Here is a 21,929-nt window from a genome sequence, read left to right on the forward strand (position 1 = left end):
GATGAACGATCAAACCCAACCTGATGTGATCGTGATCGGCGCTGGAGTCGTTGGGCTTTCCGCGGCGATCGCAGCGCAGGCACGGGGCCTTTCCGTGGTCGTACTCGATCGCGAAGGTCCCGCTGCCGGAGCATCGGCAGGCAATGCCGGAGCCTTCGCCTTTACCGACATCCTGCCGCTCGCCTCACCCGGCATCCTGAAGAAGGCGCCGAAGTGGCTGCTCGACCCGCTCGGGCCGCTTTCGGTGCCGCCGGCCTATGCCTTGCAGATCGCACCATGGATGTTTCGGTTCTGGCGGGCCTGTGCGCCCAGTTGTGTTGCCCATTCGACCGCAGCGCAAACCGCGCTGATGGATCTTTCGAAAGCCGAGCTCGAACCGTTCCTGCAGCAGACCGGCACCGCCGCCATGCTGCGCAAGGACGGTAATCTTCAGGTCTATGAAGGCGGGGCCGAGTTCAAGGCCTCGCTTCCCGGCTGGAAGGCGCGCGAAGCGCACGGTGTCGAGTTCCACCACCTCGATGCGGCTGGGATCGCGGAGATCCAGCCCGGCCTCGCGACGCGTTTCACCCATGGGACCTTCACGCCCGGCTGGTACTCGATCGCCGATCCCAAACTCTATACCCTGGCTTTGGCAGATCACTTCCGTGCCATGGGCGGCACGATCGAGCGCGTCGAAGTTACAGCCTTGCGTCCCGCCGAGGGTGGTGTCGATGTTCTGAGCGTCGGCGGCAGTTTGCGACGGGCCGCACAGATCGTGTTGTCGGCAGGCGCCTTTTCCCATCAAGTGGCGCGCACGATCGGCGAGAAGATTCCGCTCGAAACCGAGCGTGGCTACAATACCACGCTTCCTCCCGAGGCTTTCGACCTGCGCACGCAGATTACCTTCGGCGGTCACGGTTTTGTCGTTACCCGGCTATCGACGGGGATTCGCGTTGGTGGCTCCGTCGAACTCGGAGGGCTGAAGCTGCCGCCGAATTTCCAACGCTCGGAAGCGATGCTGGAGAAAGCTCGCAGCTTCCTGCCCGGGTTGAAGCCGCACGGCGGTGTGCAATGGATGGGGTTCCGTCCGTCTTTGCCCGACAGCCTGCCCGCCATCGGCCACGCCCGCGATACGCAGCGGGTGATCCATGCTTTCGGCCACGGCCATCTCGGCCTCACGCAGTCGGCAGGCACCGCACGCATCGTCGCGGATCTGTTGACTGGCAAGAAGCCCGCGATCGACATCGCGCCCTTCTCGCCCCAAAGATTCTGACGGGGATCAAGGCGAGCGAACCGTGACGTTTGCTCGTAACATCCCCGTTGGTGAATGCCATCTCTCTCCTTGAGGCTTCGCCGACATGAAACACTCTGTACCCGATCGCAGCATTCTCGCTGGCTCTGCCCACGGTCCGGTTATCGCCACCGATGAGGCTCTGAGCTTCTGGGGTGGAGTCGACCCAGCGACCGGCTGTGTGATCGACGTACACCACCCGCTTCACGGGGCGTGCCTGACAGGCAGCATCTTGATGATGCCGTCGAGCCGTGGGTCCTGCACGGGCTCCGGCGTTCTCCTCGATCTTGTGCTGACAGGGCGCGCACCGGCCGCTCTGGTTTTTTCCGAGGCCGAGGATGTGCTGACGCTCGGTGCGCTGATCGCGTCTGAAATGTTCGGAAAGCCGCTGCCTGTCCTGCGGCTTGGGCCCGACGCCTTCTCCGCACTCTCCCGTGCGAAAACCGCCGAGATCAGCGATAAGGCCGTCGTGGCAGACGGGTTGGAGATTCCGATTGCATCTCCGGCAACCGCTGCACTCGATCTTAGCGAAGCCGACCGCGCCATGCTGAACGGACAGCAGGGAGTCGCCGTGCAGCAGGCCATGCGCATCATCAGCGCCATGGCAGCGCAGCAGGGCGCGCACGGACTTGTCGATGTCACGCAAGGCCACATCGACGGCTGCATTTATGCGAGCCCGGCCAATCTCACCTTCGCGGAAAAGATGGCCGACATGGGGGCGCAGGTTTGCGTGCCGACCACGATGAACGCCATTTCCGTCGATCGCGCCAATTGGCAGACGCAGGGCGTGCCGCAAGCCTTCGGCGACCCGGCGGCCCGGCTTGCCGATGCCTATGTCCGCATGGGCTGTCGACCGACCTTCACCTGCTCTCCTTACCTGCTTGACAGCGCGCCGCAGCCGGGCGAATCCATCGCCTGGGCGGAATCCAATGCGGTGATCTTCGCCAACACAGTGCTCGGAGCCAGAACGGCAAAGCACCCGGATTTCCTGGATCTCTGCATCGCGCTGACCGGTCGAGCGCCACTTTCCGGGGTCTATCTCGACGAGCACCGGAAGGCACGGCGGATCATCGATGTGGAGTTGCCGGCAGAGGTCGACGACGCCTTCTGGCCACTGATCGGCTATCTCGCCGGTCGCGCGGCGCCGGACCGCATTCCGCTTCTGCGCGGCCTTGGTCCCGCACAGCCGACGCTGGATGATCTCAAGGCCCTGTGCGCCGCCTTCGGCACCACCTCTGCTGCACCCATGCTGCATATCGAAGGCGTCACGCCCGAAGCTGCCGGCGCTGCCCGCGATAATGCCGACCATGCATCGATCTCCCGTGCCGACATGGCTGCGGCCTGGACCGCCCTGAACGGTGGGCCGGAGGAGGTGGAACTCATCGCTATCGGCAGTCCGCATGCCTCCTTGACCGAATGCCGCGCCTTGGCTGAAGTTCTGGCTGGTCGTCGCCGACATGCCAGCGTCGCGGTGATCGTCACTGCCGGTCGCCAGGTGATCAGTGATGCCCGCAACGAGGGTCTGCTCGGCAGGTTGGAGGATGCGGGCGTGCAGGTTCTCCCGGATCTTTGCTGGTGTTCGATTTCCGAGCCGCTGTTTCCGACGCGGACCCGTGCCCTGCTGACGAATTCCGGCAAGTACGCCCACTACGGCCCAGGGCTCTCCGGCCGCGCCGTTCGCTTCGGCAGCCTTGCTGATTGTGTCGAAGCGGCTCTAACGGGTCGCGTCCCCCCGCGGCTCCCCAATTGGCTTTCCTGAGGAGGTATCATGCGCAGTACCAAGACCATCCATGTCGTGTCCGCCCATGCCGAGGGCGAGGTGGGCGATGTCATCGTTGGCGGCGTCACGCCGCCGCCCGGCGAAACCATATGGGAACAAAGCCGCTGGATCGCCCGTGACGGGACGTTGCGCAACTTCGTGCTGAACGAACCGCGCGGCGGTGTCTTCCGCCACGTCAATCTGCTGGTGCCTCCGAAGCATCCCGATGCCGATGCCGCCTTCATCATCATGGAGCCCGAGGACACGCCTCCGATGTCCGGCTCGAACTCAATCTGCGTCTCCACGGTGTTGCTGGACAGCGGCATTCTGCCGATGCAGGAGCCCGTTACCGAGATCACCCTGGAAGCCCCCGGTGGCCTCGTTCGCGTGCGCGCCGAATGCCGGAACGGCAAGGCCGAGCGCATCTTCGTGCAGAACCTGCCGAGCTTTGCGGAACGACTCGATGCGAAGCTGGAGGTCGAGGGCCTGGGCACACTGACCGTCGATACTGCCTATGGCGGCGACAGCTTCGTCATCGTCGACGCCGCGGCGATGGGCTTCAGCCTGTCGCCCGACGAGGCGCATGACATTGCGAGGCTCGGCGTGCGTATCACCAACGCGGCCAACGCTGGGCTCGGATTCCACCACCCGGAAAATCCGGATTGGAAGCACTTCTCCTTCTGCCTCTTCGCAGGTCCGGTGGAGCGGACCGCCGAAGGTCTACGTGCGGGTGCAGCCGTCGCCATTCAGCCCGGAAAGGTCGACCGTTCGCCGACCGGAACCGCGCTTTCGGCGCGCATGGCGGTGTTGCATGCGCGTGGTCAGATGACGCCTGAAGATCGCCTGACGGCTGTCTCGCTGATCGGGTCGACCTTCTCCGGCCGCATTCTAGGCACCACGAAAGTTGGCGATCGCGCGGCAATCCTGCCGGAAATTTCCGGCCGCGCCTGGATCACCGGCACCCATCAGCACATGCTCGATCCGTCCGACCCCTGGCCGGAAGGGTATCGATTGACTGACACGTGGGGCGCCCGTTAACGGCTAGGCATCTCGCAGGCATGAATCCGGCAAATTGTCTTGAGCGGGAGATCTCGCTCAAGGTGTCGACCGAGTCCCACTCTGCCGCTTTGATTGTCTAATAAACGTGATAGGCTCTCGGCACCAGTTGGGGGCAGATCATGCGACATTTCCTTTTCAGCCTAGTGCTCGCAACTATGACCGTATTGTTCGGTCAGGTTGGTACGTTCGCCCAAACGAAAATCGAGATCGGCAAGATCATGCCGAAGCCGAATACAGGCGATCTCGACGCGATGACCAAGATCCGGCTTATCCGTATTCTGGTGCCGTATAGCAAGACCATCTATTTCATCGACAAGGGCCGCCAGTACGGAACGGCCGTGGAGTTCGGGACGGCCCTCGAGGCGGAGCTGAACAAGGGTAAGAAGAAGGAAATCGAGCGCATCCGCATCGCCTTCATCCCAACCGGTCGCGATCGACTGATTTCAGCCCTCAAGGAGGGCTCGGGCGACATCGTCATGGCCAATCTGACGGTGACGCCGGCGCGCCTCCAGGAGGTCGATTTCAGCGCGCCGCTCTACAGCGATGCCAGCGAGGTTTTGGTTTCCGGACCTTCTGCGGAACCGATTGCAAGCATCGATGACCTCGCCGGCAAGGAAATCCGCGTCCGCCAGACCAGCAGCTACTACGAGCATCTTCTGGCGCTCAATGAGCAATTCAAGAAAGATGGAAAGCCAGAGATTCAGGTCAAGCCGATCGACGAGAACCTCGAAGATGAAGATCTGATGGAAATGGTCAACGCCGGCCTGCTCGCCTGGACCGTTGTCGATGGATATAAGGCCGACATCTGGGCGAAGGTGTTCACGGACATGAAGGTGCATGCTGACGTCGCCGTGTCGGCGCATGGACAGATCGCCTGGGCAATCCGCAAGGGTAGCCCGCAGTTGAAAGCCGTCCTCGACAAGTTCGCCGAACAGCACAAGGTCGGCACAACGTTCGGCAACATGCTGCGCAATCGCTATTTCAAGAGCGATACGATGTTGCGGCGAGCCTATTCGCCGGCTCATGTCGAGCGCTTTAAGGACCTGGTCGAGATATTCCGCAAACACGCAGGGACGTATTCGTTCGATTATCTGATGCTCATGGCCCAGGGCTATCAGGAGTCGCAGCTCGATCAAGCGCGCCACAGCCCGAGGGGCGCCGTCGGCGTGATGCAACTGTTGCCAGCCACGGCGGCTGGCAAGGAGATCGGTATCACCGGCATCGCAAAGAGCGAGGATCGTAACGTCGAGGCCGGCGCGAAATATCTACGCTATCTGGTCAAGGTCTATATCAATGATCCCGGCATCTCAGCCCGTGATCAGCAGCTGATGGCATTCGCCGCCTACAATGCTGGTCCGGGGAATCTCCGGAAATTTCGTGCCAAGGCGAAGGATATGGGGCTCAACCCTGACATCTGGTTCGGAAACGTCGAAAACGCCGCTGCGGCCATTGTCGGGCGCGAAACGGTCCAGTACGTCAGCAATATATTCAAGTACTATGTCGCCTACAGCCTGCTGACGGAACGGGTCGAAGCGCAACGCGCTTCCATGACGGTAACGACACCAGTGAAAAACTAGCAGACTGAGCACCTCTTACGCCGGATAAAGAACAAAGGGGCCCGCGCGATGGCGGGCCGCTTGGCGTTTGTGTTAATGCCCTGTCAGCGGTCCATGTGATAACAGGCTGCTGTCTGCTCTGGCCGAACCAGCTCCGTCGGCGGCATTTCCTTGCGGCAGATATCCGTGGCCTTCCAGCAGCGCGGAGAAAACACGCAGCCTGGCGGGGGATTGAGCGGCGAGGGCGGGTCGCCTTGAAGCCGGATGCGTTGTCGGTTGCGTGCCAGCTTCGGATCAGGCACTGGTGCTGCCGAGAAGAGCGCCTGTGTGTAAGGATGCGCCGGCCGGTCAAAAACGGTGGCGCAATCGCCAGCTTCGACTACCTTTCCGAGATAGAGCACAAGCACATCGTCCGAGATCAGCCGCACAACCGAAAGGTCGTGGCTGATGAAGATCAGGGTCAGCCCGAACTCTTTGCGGAGTTTGCGCAGCAGGGTGATCACCTGCCCCTGGATCGACACGTCGAGTGCCGAGACCGGCTCATCGCAGATGATGAGCTTCGGCCGCGTCACGACAGCGCGGGCGATGCCGATACGCTGCGCCTGCCCGCCCGAGAATTCGTGCGGATAGCGGTTGATCATCTCCGGCACCAGGCCGACGGCACCCATGATTTCCCGGACGCGCGCCACGCGTTCCGCTTTGGTAAGCTTCGGCTCGAAGACGGTCAGCGGTTCGGCAATGATATCACCGACGGTCATGCGCGGGTCGAGGGAGGCGATCGGATCCTGGAAGATGATCTGCATGTCGCGGCGCGCTGCCCGCATCTCTTCGTCCGAAAGATCGAGGAGATTGCGTCCCTGCCACAGGATGCGGCCTTTCTGCGACTTCAAAAGACGCAGGATCGAGCGCCCAAGCGTGGACTTGCCGCAGCCCGACTCGCCGACGATCCCGAGCGTCCGACCTTCGCTCAGGTCAAAGCTGACATTGTTCACCGCAGTCAGCTTCATCGGTGGTCTGAAGAAGCTCTTCGACGGAATTTCAAACTGGGTGGTGAGGTTCTCGACCCTCAGAAGCGAACGGTCAGCCATGGCTCAGAACCTCCTCACGGCGCGGGAAAGGATGGAAGCAGGCCGCGGAATGGCCCTTCGCCAACATCTCAAGTTTCGGCGACGCGTCGATACAGTCGTTCTGGACCATGGGACAGCGCGGCGAGAAGCTGCAGCCCTTCGGCAGATGCTGCAGGTTGGGCGGGCGGCCGGGAATGACGGCGAGCTGATCGACGTCTTGGTCTGGCCGCGGGATGGAAGCGTGCAGCGCAGCCGTATAGGGATGCGCCGGTACCTCGAAGAGCTCGTCGACCGGTGCTTCCTCGACGATCCGCCCGGCATACATGACCGCAACGCGATCCGCGAGGCCGGCGACAACGCCCAGATCATGAGTGATCATGACAAGCGCCGTGTTCATTTCCGCGGTCAGGTCGTTGAAGAGATCAAGGATTTGGGCCTGGATCGTAACGTCGAGCGCGGTCGTCGGCTCGTCGGCAATGAGCAGCTTCGGTTTCGTCAGCAGTGCCATCGCAATGACGATGCGCTGGCGCATGCCGCCCGACAGTTCGTGTGGATAAAGGTTGAAGCGTCGCGTTGGATCAGGGATGCCGACCCGCTTCAGCATATCGAGCGCCTCGTTGGAGGCAGCGCGCGCCGTGAAGCCCCGGTGAACCTCAAGCTGCTCCGTCAATTGCCGGGAGATCCGCAGCGACGGATTGAGCGCGGTCATGGGGTCCTGGAACACCATGGCCATGTCCTTGCCGCGGACATGGTCGAGTTCCCGCGGCTTTAGCGCCAAGACGTCCTTGCCTTCCAGCAGTGCCTGGCCACTGGTGCGGCCGTTCTTGGCAAGCAGCCCCATCACGCCGAGGAAGGTCTGGCTCTTGCCCGACCCCGACTCGCCGACGATTGCGACACGCTCGCCGCGACGGATCGACAGGTTCATGTTGGATACGGCCTTTACCTCGCCATCCGGCGTCGCAAAGGTGATCGAATAGTCTCGCAGTTCGAGAAGCGTATCGTTTTTTATTTCTTGTTGCATTTATCGATCCTTCGGGTCGAACGCGTCGCGCAGACCGTCGCCGATGAAAAGCAGGCTCATCAGCAGGGCGACGAGGAAACAGGCCGGGAAGACCAACAGCCACGGCATGCTTTCCATGGCGTCGGTGCCCTCGGCAATCAGCGTGCCGAGCGATGTCAACGGTTCCTGAACACCGAAACCAAGATAGGACAGGAAGCTCTCCGTCGCGATGATTTCTGGGACCGTCAGCGCAGCAAAGATCACCACCGGCCCGACAAGGTTCGGGATGATGTGCTTGAGGATAATCTTGAAAGGCTTCTGGCCGGATGCCCGGGCCGCCTCGATGAACTCGCGGTGCTTGATTGACAGCGTCTGTCCGCGCACGATTCGGGCCATCGTCAGCCATTCCAGCGCACCGATTGCTGCAAACAGCAGGTAAACGTTGCGGCCAAACACGACCATCAGCAGGATGACGAAAAGGATGTAAGGCAGCGCATACATGATATCGACAAAGCGCATCATGATCGCGTCGAGCCTGCCGCCGATATAGCCGGAAATCGCGCCGTACAGCACCCCGATCACCACCGAAACGATGGTGGCGGTCGCCGCAACGGCAAGCGAAACACGGGTGCCGTAGAGCACGCGGGCCAGCAGGTCGCGGCCGTTCGGATCGGTTCCGAAATAGTGGCCGCTTTCCATATCAGGCGGCATCCGGAACGCCGCCCAATCCGGCTCCTCATAGTCGAACGGAATGAGGTATGGCCCAAGAAATGCTGCGAGGATGAGAAGCAGCAGCACAACGATGGCAACGACGGCCGCCTTGTTGCGGGAAAGACGACGCAGGGCATCGCCGGTGAGAGAGCGGCTCTTGTGCGAGAGCCCTTCGGCCTCGAGAAGTTCGGCCGCAAGCAGCTCTCTTTTTGCGGGATTGAGGATCATCGGTTTCTCACTTTCGGATCGAGCCACGCATAGGCGATGTCGACGAGAAGGTTCAGGATGACGATCAGCACCATGTAGAAGATGACCGTGCCGAGAACCATGCCGTAGTCGCGATTCAGCGCGGCGTTGACGAAATAGCGGCCGATGCCGGGCAATCCGAAGATGCTTTCAACGACGAGCGAGCCGGTGAGAAGGTAGCTGGCCGCCGGGCCGAGATAGGAAACAACCGGCATCATGGCGGGCTTGAGAGCGTGGCGCATGACGGTCAGCCGCGGGCCGATGCCCTTGGCTTTTGCCGTGCGGATGTAGTTCTGGTTCATCACTTCGATCATCGAGCCGCGGGTCATGCGCGAGATACGGCCCGCATGCGGCAATGCCAACACAACGATTGGGATGACGAGATATTTGAACGAGCCGTCGCCCCACCCGCCTACAGGCAACCAGCCGAGGTGGATGCCGAGAATCAGCTGCAGGATGGGCGCGATCAGAAAGTTCGGAAGAACCAGGCCGACGAGAATAAGCAGGCCGAGGACGTAGTCAGGCGCCTTATTCTGATAAAGCGCCCCAAGACAGCCGACTGTTACGCCGATGAGGATGGCAAGGATGAAGGCGAGGCCGCCGATCGTGAACGTGTAAGGCAGGCCGATCATGATCTGCTGGGCAACACTGAAGTCTTCGTTGGCAAAGGATGGGCCAAGATCGCCCTTCAGGACGTCGAAGACGTAGATCAGGTATTGTTCGATCAGCGGCTTATCGAGATTGTAGTGGGCCGCGAGGTTCTTCAGGATCACCGGCGGCAATGGCCGCTCGCCATCGAAGGGGCCGCCGGGAGCAAGGCGCAAGACAAAAAAGCTGAGTGTCACGGCGATCCACATCACGGGGATCGTCGACAGCAGGCGACGGAGTGCGTATTTGATCATGGTCGTGGATCGGCCCTTCCCACATCGAGCGGGAAGGGCCGGTGTTCCTTATTCTTTAACCGACAGCCAGCGCGTGCGATGGATGTCCTGAATGTTGTCGACGAAGCCCTGGACCTTCGGCGAAACGACGTTCTTGGAGACGTAATAGTAGAGCGGAATGGCGGCACTGTCATCGAGTGCCAGCTGTTCGGCCTGCTTGAAGATCTCCGCACGCTTCTTCAGGTCGGTCTGTGCGTTCGCTTCCTTGACCAGCTTGTCGTAGTCGGCGTTGCTCCAGCGGCCATAGTTCATCGAAACGCCGGAAACGAGCAGACCGAGGAAGTTGTCCGGATCGTTGTAGTCGGCGATCCAGCCAGCACGGCCGATTTCCACCTGGCCATGCTGCATTTCGTCGTAATGCACCTTGGTTTCGGTGTTGTAGAGCTCGATCTGGACGCCGAGCGGCTTCCACATCGAGGCGATCGCGACAGCCACGCGCTTGTGGTTGTCGTTGGTGTTGTAGCGGAGCTGTGCCTTCAGCGGGTGGTCAGGTCCGAAGCCTGCTTCCTTGAGCAGCTTCTTCGCCTCTTCCACCTTGTCCTTGTAAGGCATGTCCTTCCAGCTGACATAGGCCGGATCGCCGTAGTTCGACGTGCCCGGCGGGACCCAGGAATAGGCCGGCAGTTCGCCGGTGCCGAGGATCTTCGGGCCGATGACTTCGCGGTTGACGGCCATGGACAGGGCCTGGCGGACGCGCTTGTCGTTGAATGGCGGCTTGGTGGCATTGAGCACGTAGTAGTAGCTCGCCAGGAACGGCGTGACGTGCGCCTGACCCGGCAGGTTCTTCTTCATCCACTCGTACTGGTCGGTCGGGAAGTCGGTCATGATGTCGAATTCGCCGGCGCGATAGCGCTTCAGAGCCGCTTCCTGGTCTTCCAGCGTGAAGAACTTCACGCCGTCGATCTTCAGGTCCTTCTCGCCGTAATACTGGTCGTTCTTGACAGTCGTGACCGACGCACCCGGAATCCATTCGGTCGGCTTGTACGGGCCATTTGTGACGATGTTGCCGATCTTCACCCAGTCGGTGCCCTTTGCTTCGACCACGTGCTTTGGCAGCGGGTAGGCGGTGTAGTGCATCAGCGAGTTGATGAAGTAGGGCGTCGGGTTCTCGAGCGTGATCTCGAGCGTCTTGTCATCGATCGCCTTGACGCCGAGCTGGCTGAAATCGGTGATCTCGCCCTTGTTGATCTTTTCCGCGTTCTTGATGGTGAACTGCAGATAGGCGTATTCGGCGGCGTTCTTTGGGTCAACGAGGCGCTGGAAGGCGAAGACGAAGTCGCCCGCCGTTACCGGCTGTCCATCCGACCACTTGATGCCGTCGCGAAGCTTGAAGGTATAGACCTTGCCATCGGGGGAAACCGTCCAGCTTTCCGCCTGTCCCGGAACCGGATCATCCTTCGGATCTTCGGTGACGAGACCTTCGAAGATGTCGCCGGCAATGCGGTTTTCATAGTCGCTCGACAGCTTCTGTGGGTCGAGGGACTGCGGGTCGCCACCATTGTGGATGTTGAGTGTGGCCGCATGGGCCGAAACGGCCAGCAGCGAGCCAAACACTGCTGAAGCCAGGAATTTCTTCGTCAGAAAGTTCATATGGGGGCCACCTTTCTAGGCTTTGCGCCTTTTATTAGTCGTTTGTTCCCGTGACCAGTTTACGTTCAGGTCAGCGCGCAACCTATCGTAAAGGTCTGCCGTTGCAAGCCCCCAAATGAAATGGCGAGCGACGCCTTCTGTAGCCGTAATTTTTACGGCGCAGTCCCTCAGCCGGCTACAGAAAGAGGGATTTTGAGCCGTTCCGGCCGCGTTAATCAACAACGGCCATACTTCGGAAAATCAATCACTGGTTGAATAAGCTGACGCTAGCCGGCTCAACATTTTCTGCTGTTGCAGAGAATTGCACTGATAATTCAATGGCAAATGCGTCCCTTTGACATCTGTTTGCGACATGTAGTCGCCATTGTTTTTGAAATGTGGCGTTGTCTGAGGAGGTTCGGCGAAAGGCGCCACGCCAGAACATGCAAAAGGACTTCCGGAGGCGAAAAAGACAAACGGCGGAAACATGCCGCAGGCACGGCTGACTGCCCACTAGAGTTGCCCAGGCGATATCCACACCCGAAGAGGTTCGGCAATCTTTCGGACCTCAAAGTCCTAAGCGCAGGCGTGCGACAACAAGGGACAAGCGGTACCGTTCAGGCGCCGCTTTGCGCCGAAGGTCAAAGGATCCGCAGCGTCGGAATCGCGACGACGAAGCGTCCGCCCCATTCCCGGATGTAGCCGTTCGACCTAACGATCTCCTCCGTCAGATTCCAGGGGAGGATGACGAGATAGTCCGGCTTTGCGGCTTCTAGGTGGCTCGGCGGATGGACAGGGATATGGCTCCCAGGCAGCAACTTGCCTTGCTTGATGTCGCTGCGGTCGACCACGAAGGCGATGTCGTCGGCGGTGACGCCGCAGACGTTGAGAAAGGTGTTGCCCTTGGCTGCGGCGCCATAGGCGGCGACCGTCTTCCCCTCGGCCTTGGCGCGAGCAAGGAAGGCCTTGAACTCCTGGCACACGCCTTCGATCCGCGATCCGAACCGCTCATACGTCGCCATCTGCTTGAGACCGAACGCCTCTTCCTTTTTCCGGAGGGCGACAAGTCTGTCCGTCACAGCACGTGTGCCCTCTGCCTTCTGTGCGAACACGCGCAATGAACCGCCGTGCGTTGGAATTTCTTCGACATCGAAGACCTTCAGTCCGCAAGCACCGAAAATGCGTTCGACGGCGAGCAGCGACATATAAGAGTAGTGCTCGTGGTAGATCGTATCGAACTGGATTCCATCGATCATCGTCAGAAGATGCGGGAATTCGAAGGTCGAGACGCCGTCGGGTTTCAACAGGATGGCGAAGCCGCCGACGAAGTCAGCGATATCAGGTACGTGCGCCAGGACATTGTTGGCGGCCGTGACGTTGGCGCGCACGCCGCTCGCGACCAGCGCCGTGGCAGTCTCCTTGCCGAAGAAAGCGACCTTGGTCGGCACGCCCCGGCTCTCGGCAATCTTTGCGGCATTTGCGGCCGGCTCCACGCCGAGCACGGTGATGCCCTTGGCGGCGAAGTATTGCAGGAGATAGCCGTCATTCGAGGCGACTTCGACCACCGTCGAATCCGCTGAGAGCCCGAAGCGCTCGGCCATCATCTCGGCATAACGCTTGGCATGCTCAAGCCAGCTCGTCGAGAACGAGGAGAGGTAAGCGTAGTCGGCATTGAAAATTTCGTCAGCCGGCACGTTCTCGGTTGTCTGAACCAGAAAGCACTCCGAGCAAACCATGACCTTCAGCGGAAAGGAGCGCTCCTTCGCAATCGCGGCCGCGTCGGGCAGAAAAGAGTTGGACCACGGTGTCGATCCAAGATCCGCGACAACGGTCGTCAGCGGCGCTGAGCAGAAACGGCATTGGTGAGACATGTGGTTAGGCGCCTTTCGTGAAAGCATCAATCTGGCCAGTGACGAGCGAGAGCGCATCTTCGCCCCGGCGCCACTGATCGTACCAGCGCGCGGCCCAGTCTATGGCTTCCGCTTGGCTCAGCCTTGCCCGCCAGGAAAGAGAACGGCTAGCCTCAGCGGGATCAAGGCCCAGCGCGTGCATCTCGCGCGGCTTGTCTGCCGCTGACGTATCCTGCCAGGTTTGCCCGAGCCCCATGGCTGTCTGGACGGATGACGCCACGACACCAACGGGGATTTGCGCTTCATCAGGCGAAGGCCCGAAATTCAGCGATTCCGCCGACGCGGCCCCGCTGTATAGCGCTTCGCAGAACAGGAAATAGCCGTTCAAGCAGTCGAGGACGTGTTGCCATGGGCGCGTCGCCAGCGGGCTGCGAATATCAAGAATCTTGCCGGCGATGGCGGCGCGGACGATGTCCGGAACCAGGCGGTCTTCCGAGAAGTCGCCGCCGCCGAGCACGTTTCCGCCGCGCGCGGTGCCGACATGCACGCCTTTTGAGCGGAAGAAGGAGTCCCTGTAGGTCGCGGCTGCAATCTCGGCCGCAGCCTTCGAGCCGGAGTAGGGGTCGTGCCCACCAAGCCGATCGGTTTCGACGAAATGCCGTCCGCTTTCGTCGTTGCTGTAGACCTTGTCGGTCGTAACAACCAGGACGGCCTTGAGCGCCTCAAGCGAACGCGCCGCCTCCAACAGGCGTACCGTCCCCATGACATTGACGTCGAAAGTGTCGACCGGCTCAAGATAACTGCGCCGAACCAGCGGCTGTGCCGCCATATGCAGGATGATATCGGGATTGCAATCGTTCAGTGCTTTGGTAAGCGTCGTTCCGTCGCGGATGTCGGCGATTGTCTCGGCGGTGAGACCAGCGCTGCCGGCAAGCCCATGCAGTGATGGCGTCGTTGCTGGTGAAAGCGCATAGCCGACCACCTCGGCGCCGAGCCGGGAAAGCCATAGCCGCGCCCACGTTCCCTTGAAGCCGGTGTGACCCGTGAGGAAGACACGCTTTCCCGACCAGAAGCGCTGATCCGGAAGCCTGCTCATGACCAGACTTTCCATGGGGCATGGCCGCTCTGCCACAGCTCTTCGAGCTGGTTCTTGTCGCGCAGCGTATCCATGGGCCGCCAGAACCCGTCATGCGGGAAGGCCATTAGTTGGCCGTCGGTGGCGAGGCTTTCGAGCGGCGCTGCCTCGAACGGCGTTAGGTCTCCCTCGATACGATCGAGCACGGACCGGTTGAGCACGAAGAAGCCGCCATTGATGCGCCCGTTATCGCCCGCAGGCTTTTCGGTGAAGCTCGTGACTTTTCCATCGTCGGTCAGCAGGGCGCCATACCTTCCCGGCGGCACGACGCTCGTCACCGTCGCCTCGCGTCCGTGCCTTAGATGAAATTCCGTCAGAGCCTTGATGTCGACGTCAGCCACGCCATCGCCGTAGGTGAGGCAGAATGTGTCATCGAGATAGTTCGCGACACGCTTCAGGCGCCCGCCGGTCATCGATCCCTCGCCTGTTTCGACAAGTGTCACGCGCCAGGGCTCGGCCTTGGTGGCGTGGTAGGTCGTCTCGCCGCGCTCCATGTCGAAGGTCACGTCTGCCGAATGCAGGATGTAGTTCGCGAAGTATTCCTTGATCATGTAGCCGCGGTAGCCAAGGCAGATCACGAAATCATTGAAGCCGTAGTGGCTATAGATCTTCATGATATGCCAGAGGATCGGACGACCTCCGATCTCGATCATCGGCTTGGGCCGCAGATGGCTCTCTTCGGAAATGCGGGTGCCGTAACCACCAGCGAGAATGACGATTTTCATGTAGGGTTCCTGGCCTGAGAACGCCGCCTCTGGGAGTTCTATCTGTGTCGCTTCAGAAAGCCGTCGGGGGCCACGGTGATCATAAGCTTCTGATCGATCGCCCGGTCGATCTCGAATTCAGGATGCGTTTCGAGATACTTCCACACAGCCGTTTTCGGATTGTCGCCCGGTCCCCAGGATCGGTCTGGATACGCGTCTTCAGGCATATCTTCGATTAGCGTGTCGAAGACGACGCAATAGCTGCCGACCGAGGTCAGGGGCGCATAGGCCTCGAGCTCCGCCAGCACGTGGTCATGGGTGTGGTTGCTGTCCAGGCACACAAGAACGCGCTTGAAGGGCTTGGCGATCCGATGGACCTCGTCGATGACGGTCTGGTCTATGCTCGACCCTTGAATCATCTGAATGCGCGACGCCATCGGATGCGCTTCGATTGCCGTCCGGTTGTGCGTGCGGATATCAATATCGATGCCGAGAACACGTCGGTTCGAAGCGCGTGGGTCAAAGCTGACGCCGGCTTCCATCGCATCGGTCATATCAAGGAGCGCAAGCATGGATGCGCTGAGGATCAGCGATCCGCCATGTGCGATCCCGGTTTCGATAATCAGGTCTGGACGCGTCTCCCAGATGATCTCCTGCATGGCGACCATGTCCTGGGGGTACTGGATAATTGGGCGACCCATCCAGAAGTAGTTATAGGAATATTTCGGCTCGACGGACTTGCGCAGGAAATCGGAAGCGCTTCGTTTGAAGTCCTCGTTGCCTTGGATCGCGACAATGCGGTCGGCGACTTCGCTCTTGAAATCAGCCACGGTCGACCTCGACATAGTTGTAGGCGTTGTTGGACATTTTCTTGATCTCTTCAGAGTAATTGCGATTCATCACGTAGATATCGGAGCCTGGCGGCAGTCCGGGCAGCACCGCGTTCGGGGATTGAACTTTCAAGCCGGTCAAAGGCAGGAACTTGCCTTGCTTTGAAGGGTTGATGTCAATCACGGCGGTGACGGGACGGCCTTTTCGCTCCCGCAAAAGCGAAAATATCACGCCCTTCGAAGCACCACCCCAGACCACCGCTGTTTGGGTTTCGCCGGGGCTGATGCTCTCCAGCTTCTCGACGAAGTCCGCGGGCATTTTTACGCGGTCGTTCTGGTCGATCATCGGTTGGCGCAAAGTTGCCAGGTCCGCGACGACGTAGAGATACTGGCCGCCGAAGATTCTTCCGCTTGCTACAACGGTCCCGAACATTCGGTGGAAATCCGAAAGTCTGAAATAGTTGACGTGTTCGTAGAAGACGTCAAACCATGCCCGCTGCTCGCAGATCCAATCAAAGCAGGGAACCTCGATGTAAATGTATCCGCGCCCGCCGTTGGCTTCCTTCAGTTGGCCGAGGAAAGCGACCGGGTCCGGAATGTGTTCCAGGACATGCCGGAGGATGAGGCCGTCGCTCTCAATACCGCTGCCGGGCTGGAAATACTCCTGGCGAATTCGGCTGTTGGTGCCTTCATACGCAGGATCGAAGCCGGTTATCTCGACCCCGCGCTCTTCCAGCATCTCAAGGAAAAGCCCCTTGCCGCAGCCGACCTCAACGAGGTTCTTCTCGCCCATGTTCGCGGTAATGATTGACGCGACTTCCTCCAGATGGCGACGAAACATTGGGCTCAGGCCCTGCTCGTTCTGGTAAGATGTGTCATAGACCATCAGGTCGGGTTGGAACGCTGCGTTGCGGACGAGACCCGTGCGCACATCTTCCACCAGGCAGATGTCACCTTTCGGCGAGCCGAGGGCATCCTCCAAGGTGTCGTACATTCTGTTCTGAAAGATCGGCAGACCCTGCTGCTCGTAAAGCACGCGGACATCCGTTGGTGCTGCATTCAAGGCTATGGCACTCCCAAGACGACGGGCGGATCGACAAGATTGTCGGGCCGCGCCCCAAAATTTAGTAGGTCTCGCCGACCATACTGATCGGCGATTCGTTCCGCGAGTTCCCGCACCGTCACAGGAACGCCGGAGCAGACGTTGATAGCGCCCGTGGCTTTTCCGAAGATGACGTCGCATATGCGTGCGGCAGCATCATGGACATCCATGAAGTCGCGGACCTGCCTTCCCTCTGTGAGGTCTGCCCGCTGCCCCGCCTCGAGCGATTTTTTGAGATATGGCACGAAGCGACGCTCATCTTCGCCGTCTCCATACAAATAGAACAGGCGACACCACGCAAACTCGACGCCTTGGGCCGGCAGCCACTGCGAGAGCGCCATGAACGCCGCCGCTTTGGCAGCCGCATAGGGCGTAAGCGGCTTCAATGGTGTGTCAATCGAAAGCTTGCCGAAGCTAACGTCATATTCAAAGCACGTGCCAATGCCGACAAATCGGCGCACGCCTACCCCGGCTGCGGCCCTTGCCATCGTCAGCGTGCCGGAAAGGCAGTCCAGATTTTCCGGCGCCGTGAGATATTTTCCAGGCTCCGCGTACCACGCCAGGTGAATGATCGTATCGATCCCGGCAAGGGTATCTTTCCACCAGCCTTCGCTCTCGGAAAAAGGAGACGGGCTTTCCACGATCTCAATCGCTTCGACGTCCCGCAGCTTTTCGACGGCTTTCGGTCGAAGGACCACACGCAAGTCGGTCCCCTGCGCGACAAGTGTGCGCAGGACGTGTTGGCCCACGAACCCGGAGGCTCCGGTGATAAGTACTTTGCCCAAATCAGTGCTCTCGAACAGTGGCTGCTAATGAGCCCTTTTTGGGTGTGAGGTCAAGTTTGCGCGGGTTGAAACAAGGCGATAAAGCATTCTGTCGGCTATCCTCAAACGTTCCGGTCGAGTTCCATGTCCCGTTTCAATCGCATCCCGACTGCCCTCAGCAATCTCCTCGTCGTCGAGCGTCAGCGGCTTGGCGATGAGCGCGGCTTTTTCTCGCGCTTCTTCTGTACCGAGGAGCTTTCGGATTTCGGCATCGGTCGCATCGCGCAGATCAATCACACGATGACGCAGGCGAAAGGGGCCATTCGCGGAATGCATTTCCAGCGTGCCCCGCACGACGAAGCGAAGTTCGTCTCCTGCCTCGCCGGGGCCGTCTTCGATGTCGCAGTCGATCTTAGGCCGCAGTCGCCAACCTATCTCATGTGGCATGGCGAGGTTCTCTCCGCCGAGAACGCGCGGTCAATGATGATCCCGCCGGGTTTTGCCCATGGTTTCCAGACGCTGACGGAAAACTGCGAACTGATTTACCTGCACGACAAGCCATACGCGCCGGGAGCCGAGGGCGGCGTCAACGCGCTCGATCCGAAGATCGCCATCGGCTGGCCGCTGCCGGTCGAGCAGATGTCCGAGAGGGATCGCAATTTCCCGATGCTCTAGGGGAGCATCTGCCGGTGCGTTTGTCGTTCGCGGTGGGCGGGTTTGACGCCGGACTGACTGCCGCTAGATTGAGCACGGCGAAAAAGGAGGACGTGATGAGTGAAGTCGATCTGCCTTGGGAGGGCGGCTGCCGATGTGGGCGCGTGCGATTGAAGATCAGCGCCAAGCCGCTTTTGACCATGGCCTGCCATTGCACGGGCTGCCAGAAGATGTCGTCGAGTGCCTATTCGCTGAGTGCCGCGATCCCGGCGGAAGGCTTCGCGATTACGGAAGGGGAGCCAGTGGTCGGCGGTTTGCACGGCGCCGAGGCGCACCATTATTTCTGCGGCCACTGCATGACCTGGATGTTCACGCGATCGGAAGGAATGGACTGGTTCGTCAACCTCCGCCCGACGATGTTGGACGATCCGCGCTGGTTCAAACCGTTTATTGAGACCTGGACGCGTGAAAAGCTGCCCTTTGCCGAAACCGGCGCAGCCCGCAGCTATGAGGCGCTACCGGAGATGGACGCCTATGAGGGATTGGTGAAGGAATACATGGCCTGCAGCTGAGGCATGTCGCAGCCCGGCCATGCGCGCCGGCCGGGCTGGATGTTGGTTCCTTACTCGTCGCCCATCTTGAGCGCGGCGATGAAGGCTTCCTGCGGAATCTCCACCTTGCCGAACTGGCGCATGCGCTTCTTGCCTTCCTTCTGCTTATCCAGAAGTTTGCGCTTGCGGGTGGCGTCACCGCCGTAGCACTTCGCCGTCACGTCCTTGCGCAACGCCGAGATCGTCTCGCGGGCAATGACGTTGCCGCCGATCGCGGCCTGGATCGGGATCTTGAACATGTGCTTCGGGATCAGCTCCTTCAGCCGCTCGCACATGTCGCGACCGCGCTTTTCGGCAGACGCGCGGTGGACGAGCATGGACAGCGCATCGACCGGCTCGCCGTTGACGAGGATCGACAGCTTCACGAGGTTGCCTTCGCGATAACCTTCGAGGTGATAATCGAACGACGCATAGCCCTTCGAGATCGACTTCAGGCGGTCGTAGAAGTCGAAGACGACTTCATTGAGCGGCAACTCATAGGTAACCATGGCGCGCGTGCCGACATAGGTGAGTTCGGTCTGGATGCCGCGACGGTCCTGGCAGAGCTTGAGAATGCCGCCGAGATAATCGTCCGGCGTCATGATCGTCGCCTTGATCCACGGCTCGCGGATCTCGTCGATCTTGACGACATCCGGCATGTCGGCCGGGTTGTGCAGTTCGCGCTCGCTGCCGTCGGTCATCGTCAGCTGGTAGACCACCGAAGGCGCAGTGGCGATCAGGTCGAGGTCGAATTCGCGCTCAAGGCGCTCCTGAATGATTTCAAGGTGCAGCAGGCCAAGGAAGCCGCAACGGAAGCCGAAGCCGAGAGCCGCGGACGATTCCATCTCGAAGGAGAAGGAGGCGTCGTTGAGGCGAAGCTTGCCCATCGCGGCGCGCAGATCTTCGAAGTCGGCGGCATCAACAGGGAAGAGACCGCAGAAGACGACCGGCTGTGCTGGCTTGAAGCCCGGCAAGGCCTGCGCGGTCGGGCGCTTGTCCTCGGTGATGGTGTCACCGACGCGCGTGTCGGCCACTTCCTTGATCGATGCGGTGATGAAGCCGATCTCGCCGGGGCCGAGGCTGTCGACATTGACCATCTTCGGTGTCAGCACGCCAACACGTTCCACCTGGTACTTGGCGTCCGTGCCCATCATGCGGATCGTCTGGCCCTTTGTCAGAACACCGTCGATAATGCGGACGAGAACCATGACGCCGAGATAGGTGTCATACCAGCTGTCGACGAGCAGTGCCTTCAGCGGAGCCTTCTCGCCGCCCGGGCTCTTCGGCGCCGGCAGCTTCGCAACGATGGCTTCGAGAACGTCGGGGATACCGAGACCAGTCTTGGCCGAAATCAGCACGGCCTCGGAGGCGTCGATGCCGATGACTTCCTCGATCTGTTCCTTGATGCGGTCCGGTTCGGCCGCCGGCAGGTCGATCTTGTTGAGGACGGTGACGAGCTCGTGATTGTTGTCGATCGCCTGATAGACGTTGGCAAGCGTCTGGGCTTCCACGCCCTGCGACGCATCGACGACCAGCAGCGAACCTTCGCAGGCCGACAGCGAGCGCGAGACTTCGTAGGCGAAGTCGACGTGGCCGGGCGTGTCGATCAGGTTCAGGATATAGGTCTCTCCATCCTTGGCCTTGTAGTGCAGGCGCACCGTCTGGGCCTTGATGGTGATGCCGCGCTCGCGCTCGATATCCATGTTGTCGAGCACCTGCTCGGACATCTCGCGCTCGGCGAGGCCGCCCGTCGATTGGATCAGGCGGTCGGCAAGTGTCGATTTGCCGTGGTCGATGTGGGCCACGATCGAGAAGTTGCGGATATGGGAAAGCGGAGTGGTCGGATTGGTGCTCATGCGCGCCATATAGCAGCGCCGCCCCTTGCCGCAAAGCGGAAAAGCAGGGGTTCGTTTACGATAACTCGCTGTTTCTCAGGCGGAAACTTGGCGCTTGATTCCATGATCAGACTATGTATTTCTATTATAGTAGAAATACTGGATCGAATAATGGAACAGGAACTGGAAAAGGCGATCGCCATTCGCATCCGCAAGCTGCGGGTGCAGAAGAATATGACGCTCGACGACCTCGCCAACGCCTCGGGTGTCAGCCGTGCGATGATCTCGCGGATCGAACGTGGTGAAGCTAGCCCGACAGCCTCGCTGCTCGCGAGAGTTTGCGCAGCGCTCGGTTTGTCGCTTTCGGCGTTCTTTGCCGAGGAGGGTGAGGCCTCGCCGCTGTCGCGCCGGCAGGAGCAGCAGGTCTGGAGGGATCCGGAGACGGGCTACCTCAGGCGCTCCGTCTCGCCGCCCGGCGCCGCGTCCGATGTCGACATCGTGGACGTCGAGTTTCCGCCAGGCGGTCGCGTCAGTTTTCCTCCGCACGCCGCAAGCAGCGGTATGGCCCAGCACATTTGGTTGTTCGATGGCGAGATGGAAATGACGACGGGTGACACGGTCTACCGGCTGCTGCCGGGCGACTGTCTTTTCATGCCGGTCGGTGAAGGCCATGTTTTCCATAACCCCGGCAACATTCCTGCCCGCTATTGCGTCGTGCTCGACCGGCGCGGGCGCTAATTCATTTCAGGAGAAAAAGTGATGACAGCAATGATCCGCCTTCTTGACGCGGCACAGGCCCGCATGGCGATACCAGACCTTTGCGAGGTGCTGACCGACTGCGTCAACGGCGGCGCCTCCGTCGGCTTCATGCAGCCCTACACCCATGCCGATGCGGAGCCCTATTGGCAGGGCGTTGCAGATGCCGTTGCTTCAGGCGCGACGCTGCTCTTCGTCGCCGAGATTGAAGGCCGGAGCGTCGGCACGGTGCAGGTCGGTGCGGCGCAGATGCCGAACCAGCCGCATCGCGGCGATCTGAAGAAACTGCTGGTGCATCGCTCCGCGCGCGGCAAGGGGTTGGCGCGCGTGCTGATGGTTGCGGCTGAACGCGAAGCGGCCGCGCGCGGCAAGACGCTTCTGGTGCTTGACACCGCAACCGGAAGCGACGCCGAGGCGATCTATCCACGGCTTGGCTGGGAGCGGGTGGGGGTCATCCCGGACTATGCGCTGTGGCCGGAAGGTGGCCTCTGCGCCACGACGTTTTTCTACAAGCGTGTTGCCTGAACTGGC

The 21,929-nt window shown here is 60.5% G+C and carries 20 protein-coding genes; 8 read left to right on the forward strand and 12 right to left on the reverse strand.

Annotation, left to right across the window (positions count from 1 at the left end):
* The first annotated feature begins 1 nt into the window (after position 1).
* From FHT97_RS14655 to FHT97_RS14670, 4 genes are all read left to right on the forward strand, one after another.
* Positions 2 to 1,252: an FAD-binding oxidoreductase gene (locus FHT97_RS14655; protein WP_183863158.1), complete on the forward strand. Its 1,251-nt coding sequence runs from the start codon at positions 2 to 4 to the stop codon at positions 1,250 to 1,252.
* A gap of 85 nt (positions 1,253 to 1,337) precedes the next feature.
* Positions 1,338 to 3,029 (forward strand): aconitase X, encoded by a 1,692-nt coding sequence (locus FHT97_RS14660; protein WP_183863177.1) that lies wholly within the window; start codon positions 1,338 to 1,340, stop codon positions 3,027 to 3,029.
* A gap of 9 nt (positions 3,030 to 3,038) precedes the next feature.
* A complete protein-coding gene (locus FHT97_RS14665) occupies positions 3,039 to 4,067 on the forward strand; it encodes a trans-3-hydroxy-L-proline dehydratase (RefSeq protein WP_183863179.1) in 1,029 nt (342 codons plus the stop codon).
* A gap of 140 nt (positions 4,068 to 4,207) precedes the next feature.
* Positions 4,208 to 5,665 (forward strand): lytic transglycosylase F, encoded by a 1,458-nt coding sequence (locus tag FHT97_RS14670; RefSeq protein ID WP_183863181.1) that lies wholly within the window; start codon positions 4,208 to 4,210, stop codon positions 5,663 to 5,665.
* An 83-nt stretch (positions 5,666 to 5,748) separates the two neighbouring features.
* Here FHT97_RS14670 and FHT97_RS14675 read toward each other — a convergent pair whose 3' ends face one another.
* The 11 genes from FHT97_RS14675 to FHT97_RS14725 all read right to left on the reverse strand — a co-directional run bounded on the left by FHT97_RS14675 (position 5,749) and on the right by FHT97_RS14725 (position 17,584).
* Entirely contained in the window at positions 5,749 to 6,732 is a 984-nt protein-coding gene (locus FHT97_RS14675) for an oligopeptide/dipeptide ABC transporter ATP-binding protein (protein ID WP_183863183.1), read from the reverse strand.
* On the reverse strand, positions 6,725 to 7,732 hold the full coding sequence (locus FHT97_RS14680) for an ABC transporter ATP-binding protein (protein ID WP_183863185.1): 1,008 nt from the start codon (positions 7,730 to 7,732) through the stop codon (positions 6,725 to 6,727). Before FHT97_RS14680 ends, FHT97_RS14675 begins: the two co-directional genes overlap by 8 nt.
* Positions 7,733 to 8,650, reverse strand: coding sequence for an ABC transporter permease subunit (locus FHT97_RS14685; RefSeq protein WP_114710431.1), 918 nt, complete (start codon positions 8,648 to 8,650; stop codon positions 7,733 to 7,735).
* Positions 8,647 to 9,570, reverse strand: coding sequence for an ABC transporter permease subunit (locus FHT97_RS14690; protein ID WP_016552174.1), 924 nt, complete (start codon positions 9,568 to 9,570; stop codon positions 8,647 to 8,649). The genes FHT97_RS14685 and FHT97_RS14690 overlap by 4 nt, the downstream gene beginning before the upstream one ends.
* A gap of 48 nt (positions 9,571 to 9,618) precedes the next feature.
* Complete coding sequence (locus FHT97_RS14695; RefSeq protein ID WP_183863187.1) at positions 9,619 to 11,199, reverse strand: peptide ABC transporter substrate-binding protein; 1,581 nt, start codon at positions 11,197 to 11,199, stop codon at positions 9,619 to 9,621.
* A gap of 620 nt (positions 11,200 to 11,819) precedes the next feature.
* Positions 11,820 to 13,049, reverse strand: coding sequence for a class I SAM-dependent methyltransferase (locus tag FHT97_RS14700; RefSeq protein ID WP_183863189.1), 1,230 nt, complete (start codon positions 13,047 to 13,049; stop codon positions 11,820 to 11,822).
* 4 nt (positions 13,050 to 13,053) lie between these two features.
* Positions 13,054 to 14,124 carry a CDP-glucose 4,6-dehydratase gene (gene rfbG, locus FHT97_RS14705; RefSeq protein WP_183863191.1) on the reverse strand — a complete coding sequence of 357 codons (1,071 nt, stop codon included), beginning with the start codon at positions 14,122 to 14,124 and terminating at the stop codon, positions 13,054 to 13,056.
* The gene (gene rfbF, locus FHT97_RS14710) at positions 14,121 to 14,888 is read right to left on the reverse strand and encodes a glucose-1-phosphate cytidylyltransferase (protein WP_183757761.1); all 768 of its coding nucleotides are present in this window, start codon (positions 14,886 to 14,888) and stop codon (positions 14,121 to 14,123) included. The genes rfbG and rfbF overlap by 4 nt, the downstream gene beginning before the upstream one ends.
* Before the next feature lie 38 nt (positions 14,889 to 14,926).
* Positions 14,927 to 15,712: a cephalosporin hydroxylase family protein gene (locus tag FHT97_RS14715; RefSeq protein ID WP_210296709.1), complete on the reverse strand. Its 786-nt coding sequence runs from the start codon at positions 15,710 to 15,712 to the stop codon at positions 14,927 to 14,929.
* Positions 15,690 to 16,760 (reverse strand): class I SAM-dependent methyltransferase, encoded by a 1,071-nt coding sequence (locus tag FHT97_RS14720; RefSeq protein ID WP_246712641.1) that lies wholly within the window; start codon positions 16,758 to 16,760, stop codon positions 15,690 to 15,692. The genes FHT97_RS14715 and FHT97_RS14720 overlap by 23 nt, the downstream gene beginning before the upstream one ends.
* A gap of 2 nt (positions 16,761 to 16,762) precedes the next feature.
* Entirely contained in the window at positions 16,763 to 17,584 is an 822-nt protein-coding gene (locus tag FHT97_RS14725) for an NAD(P)-dependent oxidoreductase (protein ID WP_183863195.1), read from the reverse strand.
* A 123-nt stretch (positions 17,585 to 17,707) separates the two neighbouring features.
* On the opposite strand from FHT97_RS14725, the gene rfbC reads away from it, so the two are divergent.
* Together rfbC and FHT97_RS14735 are read left to right on the forward strand one after the other, a co-directional pair.
* Positions 17,708 to 18,238 carry a dTDP-4-dehydrorhamnose 3,5-epimerase gene (rfbC, locus tag FHT97_RS14730; protein ID WP_183757767.1) on the forward strand — a complete coding sequence of 177 codons (531 nt, stop codon included), beginning with the start codon at positions 17,708 to 17,710 and terminating at the stop codon, positions 18,236 to 18,238.
* Between the two features lie 95 nt (positions 18,239 to 18,333).
* Positions 18,334 to 18,789 carry a GFA family protein gene (locus tag FHT97_RS14735; RefSeq protein ID WP_183863197.1) on the forward strand — a complete coding sequence of 152 codons (456 nt, stop codon included), beginning with the start codon at positions 18,334 to 18,336 and terminating at the stop codon, positions 18,787 to 18,789.
* A gap of 50 nt (positions 18,790 to 18,839) precedes the next feature.
* Here FHT97_RS14735 and lepA read toward each other — a convergent pair whose 3' ends face one another.
* On the reverse strand, positions 18,840 to 20,672 hold the full coding sequence (lepA, locus tag FHT97_RS14740) for a translation elongation factor 4 (protein WP_183863198.1): 1,833 nt from the start codon (positions 20,670 to 20,672) through the stop codon (positions 18,840 to 18,842).
* Positions 20,673 to 20,813: 141 nt separating this feature from the next.
* On the opposite strand from lepA, the gene FHT97_RS14745 reads away from it, so the two are divergent.
* Together FHT97_RS14745 and FHT97_RS14750 are read left to right on the forward strand one after the other, a co-directional pair.
* The gene (locus FHT97_RS14745; RefSeq protein WP_183757772.1) at positions 20,814 to 21,380 is read left to right on the forward strand and encodes an XRE family transcriptional regulator; all 567 of its coding nucleotides are present in this window, start codon (positions 20,814 to 20,816) and stop codon (positions 21,378 to 21,380) included.
* Positions 21,381 to 21,401: 21 nt separating this feature from the next.
* The gene (locus tag FHT97_RS14750) at positions 21,402 to 21,923 is read left to right on the forward strand and encodes a GNAT family N-acetyltransferase (protein ID WP_183863200.1); all 522 of its coding nucleotides are present in this window, start codon (positions 21,402 to 21,404) and stop codon (positions 21,921 to 21,923) included.
* Positions 21,924 to 21,929 lie beyond the last annotated feature (6 nt).

It is taken from the genome of Rhizobium sp. BK399 (genome assembly GCF_014194695.1).
Taxonomy (GTDB): domain Bacteria; phylum Pseudomonadota; class Alphaproteobacteria; order Rhizobiales; family Rhizobiaceae; genus Rhizobium.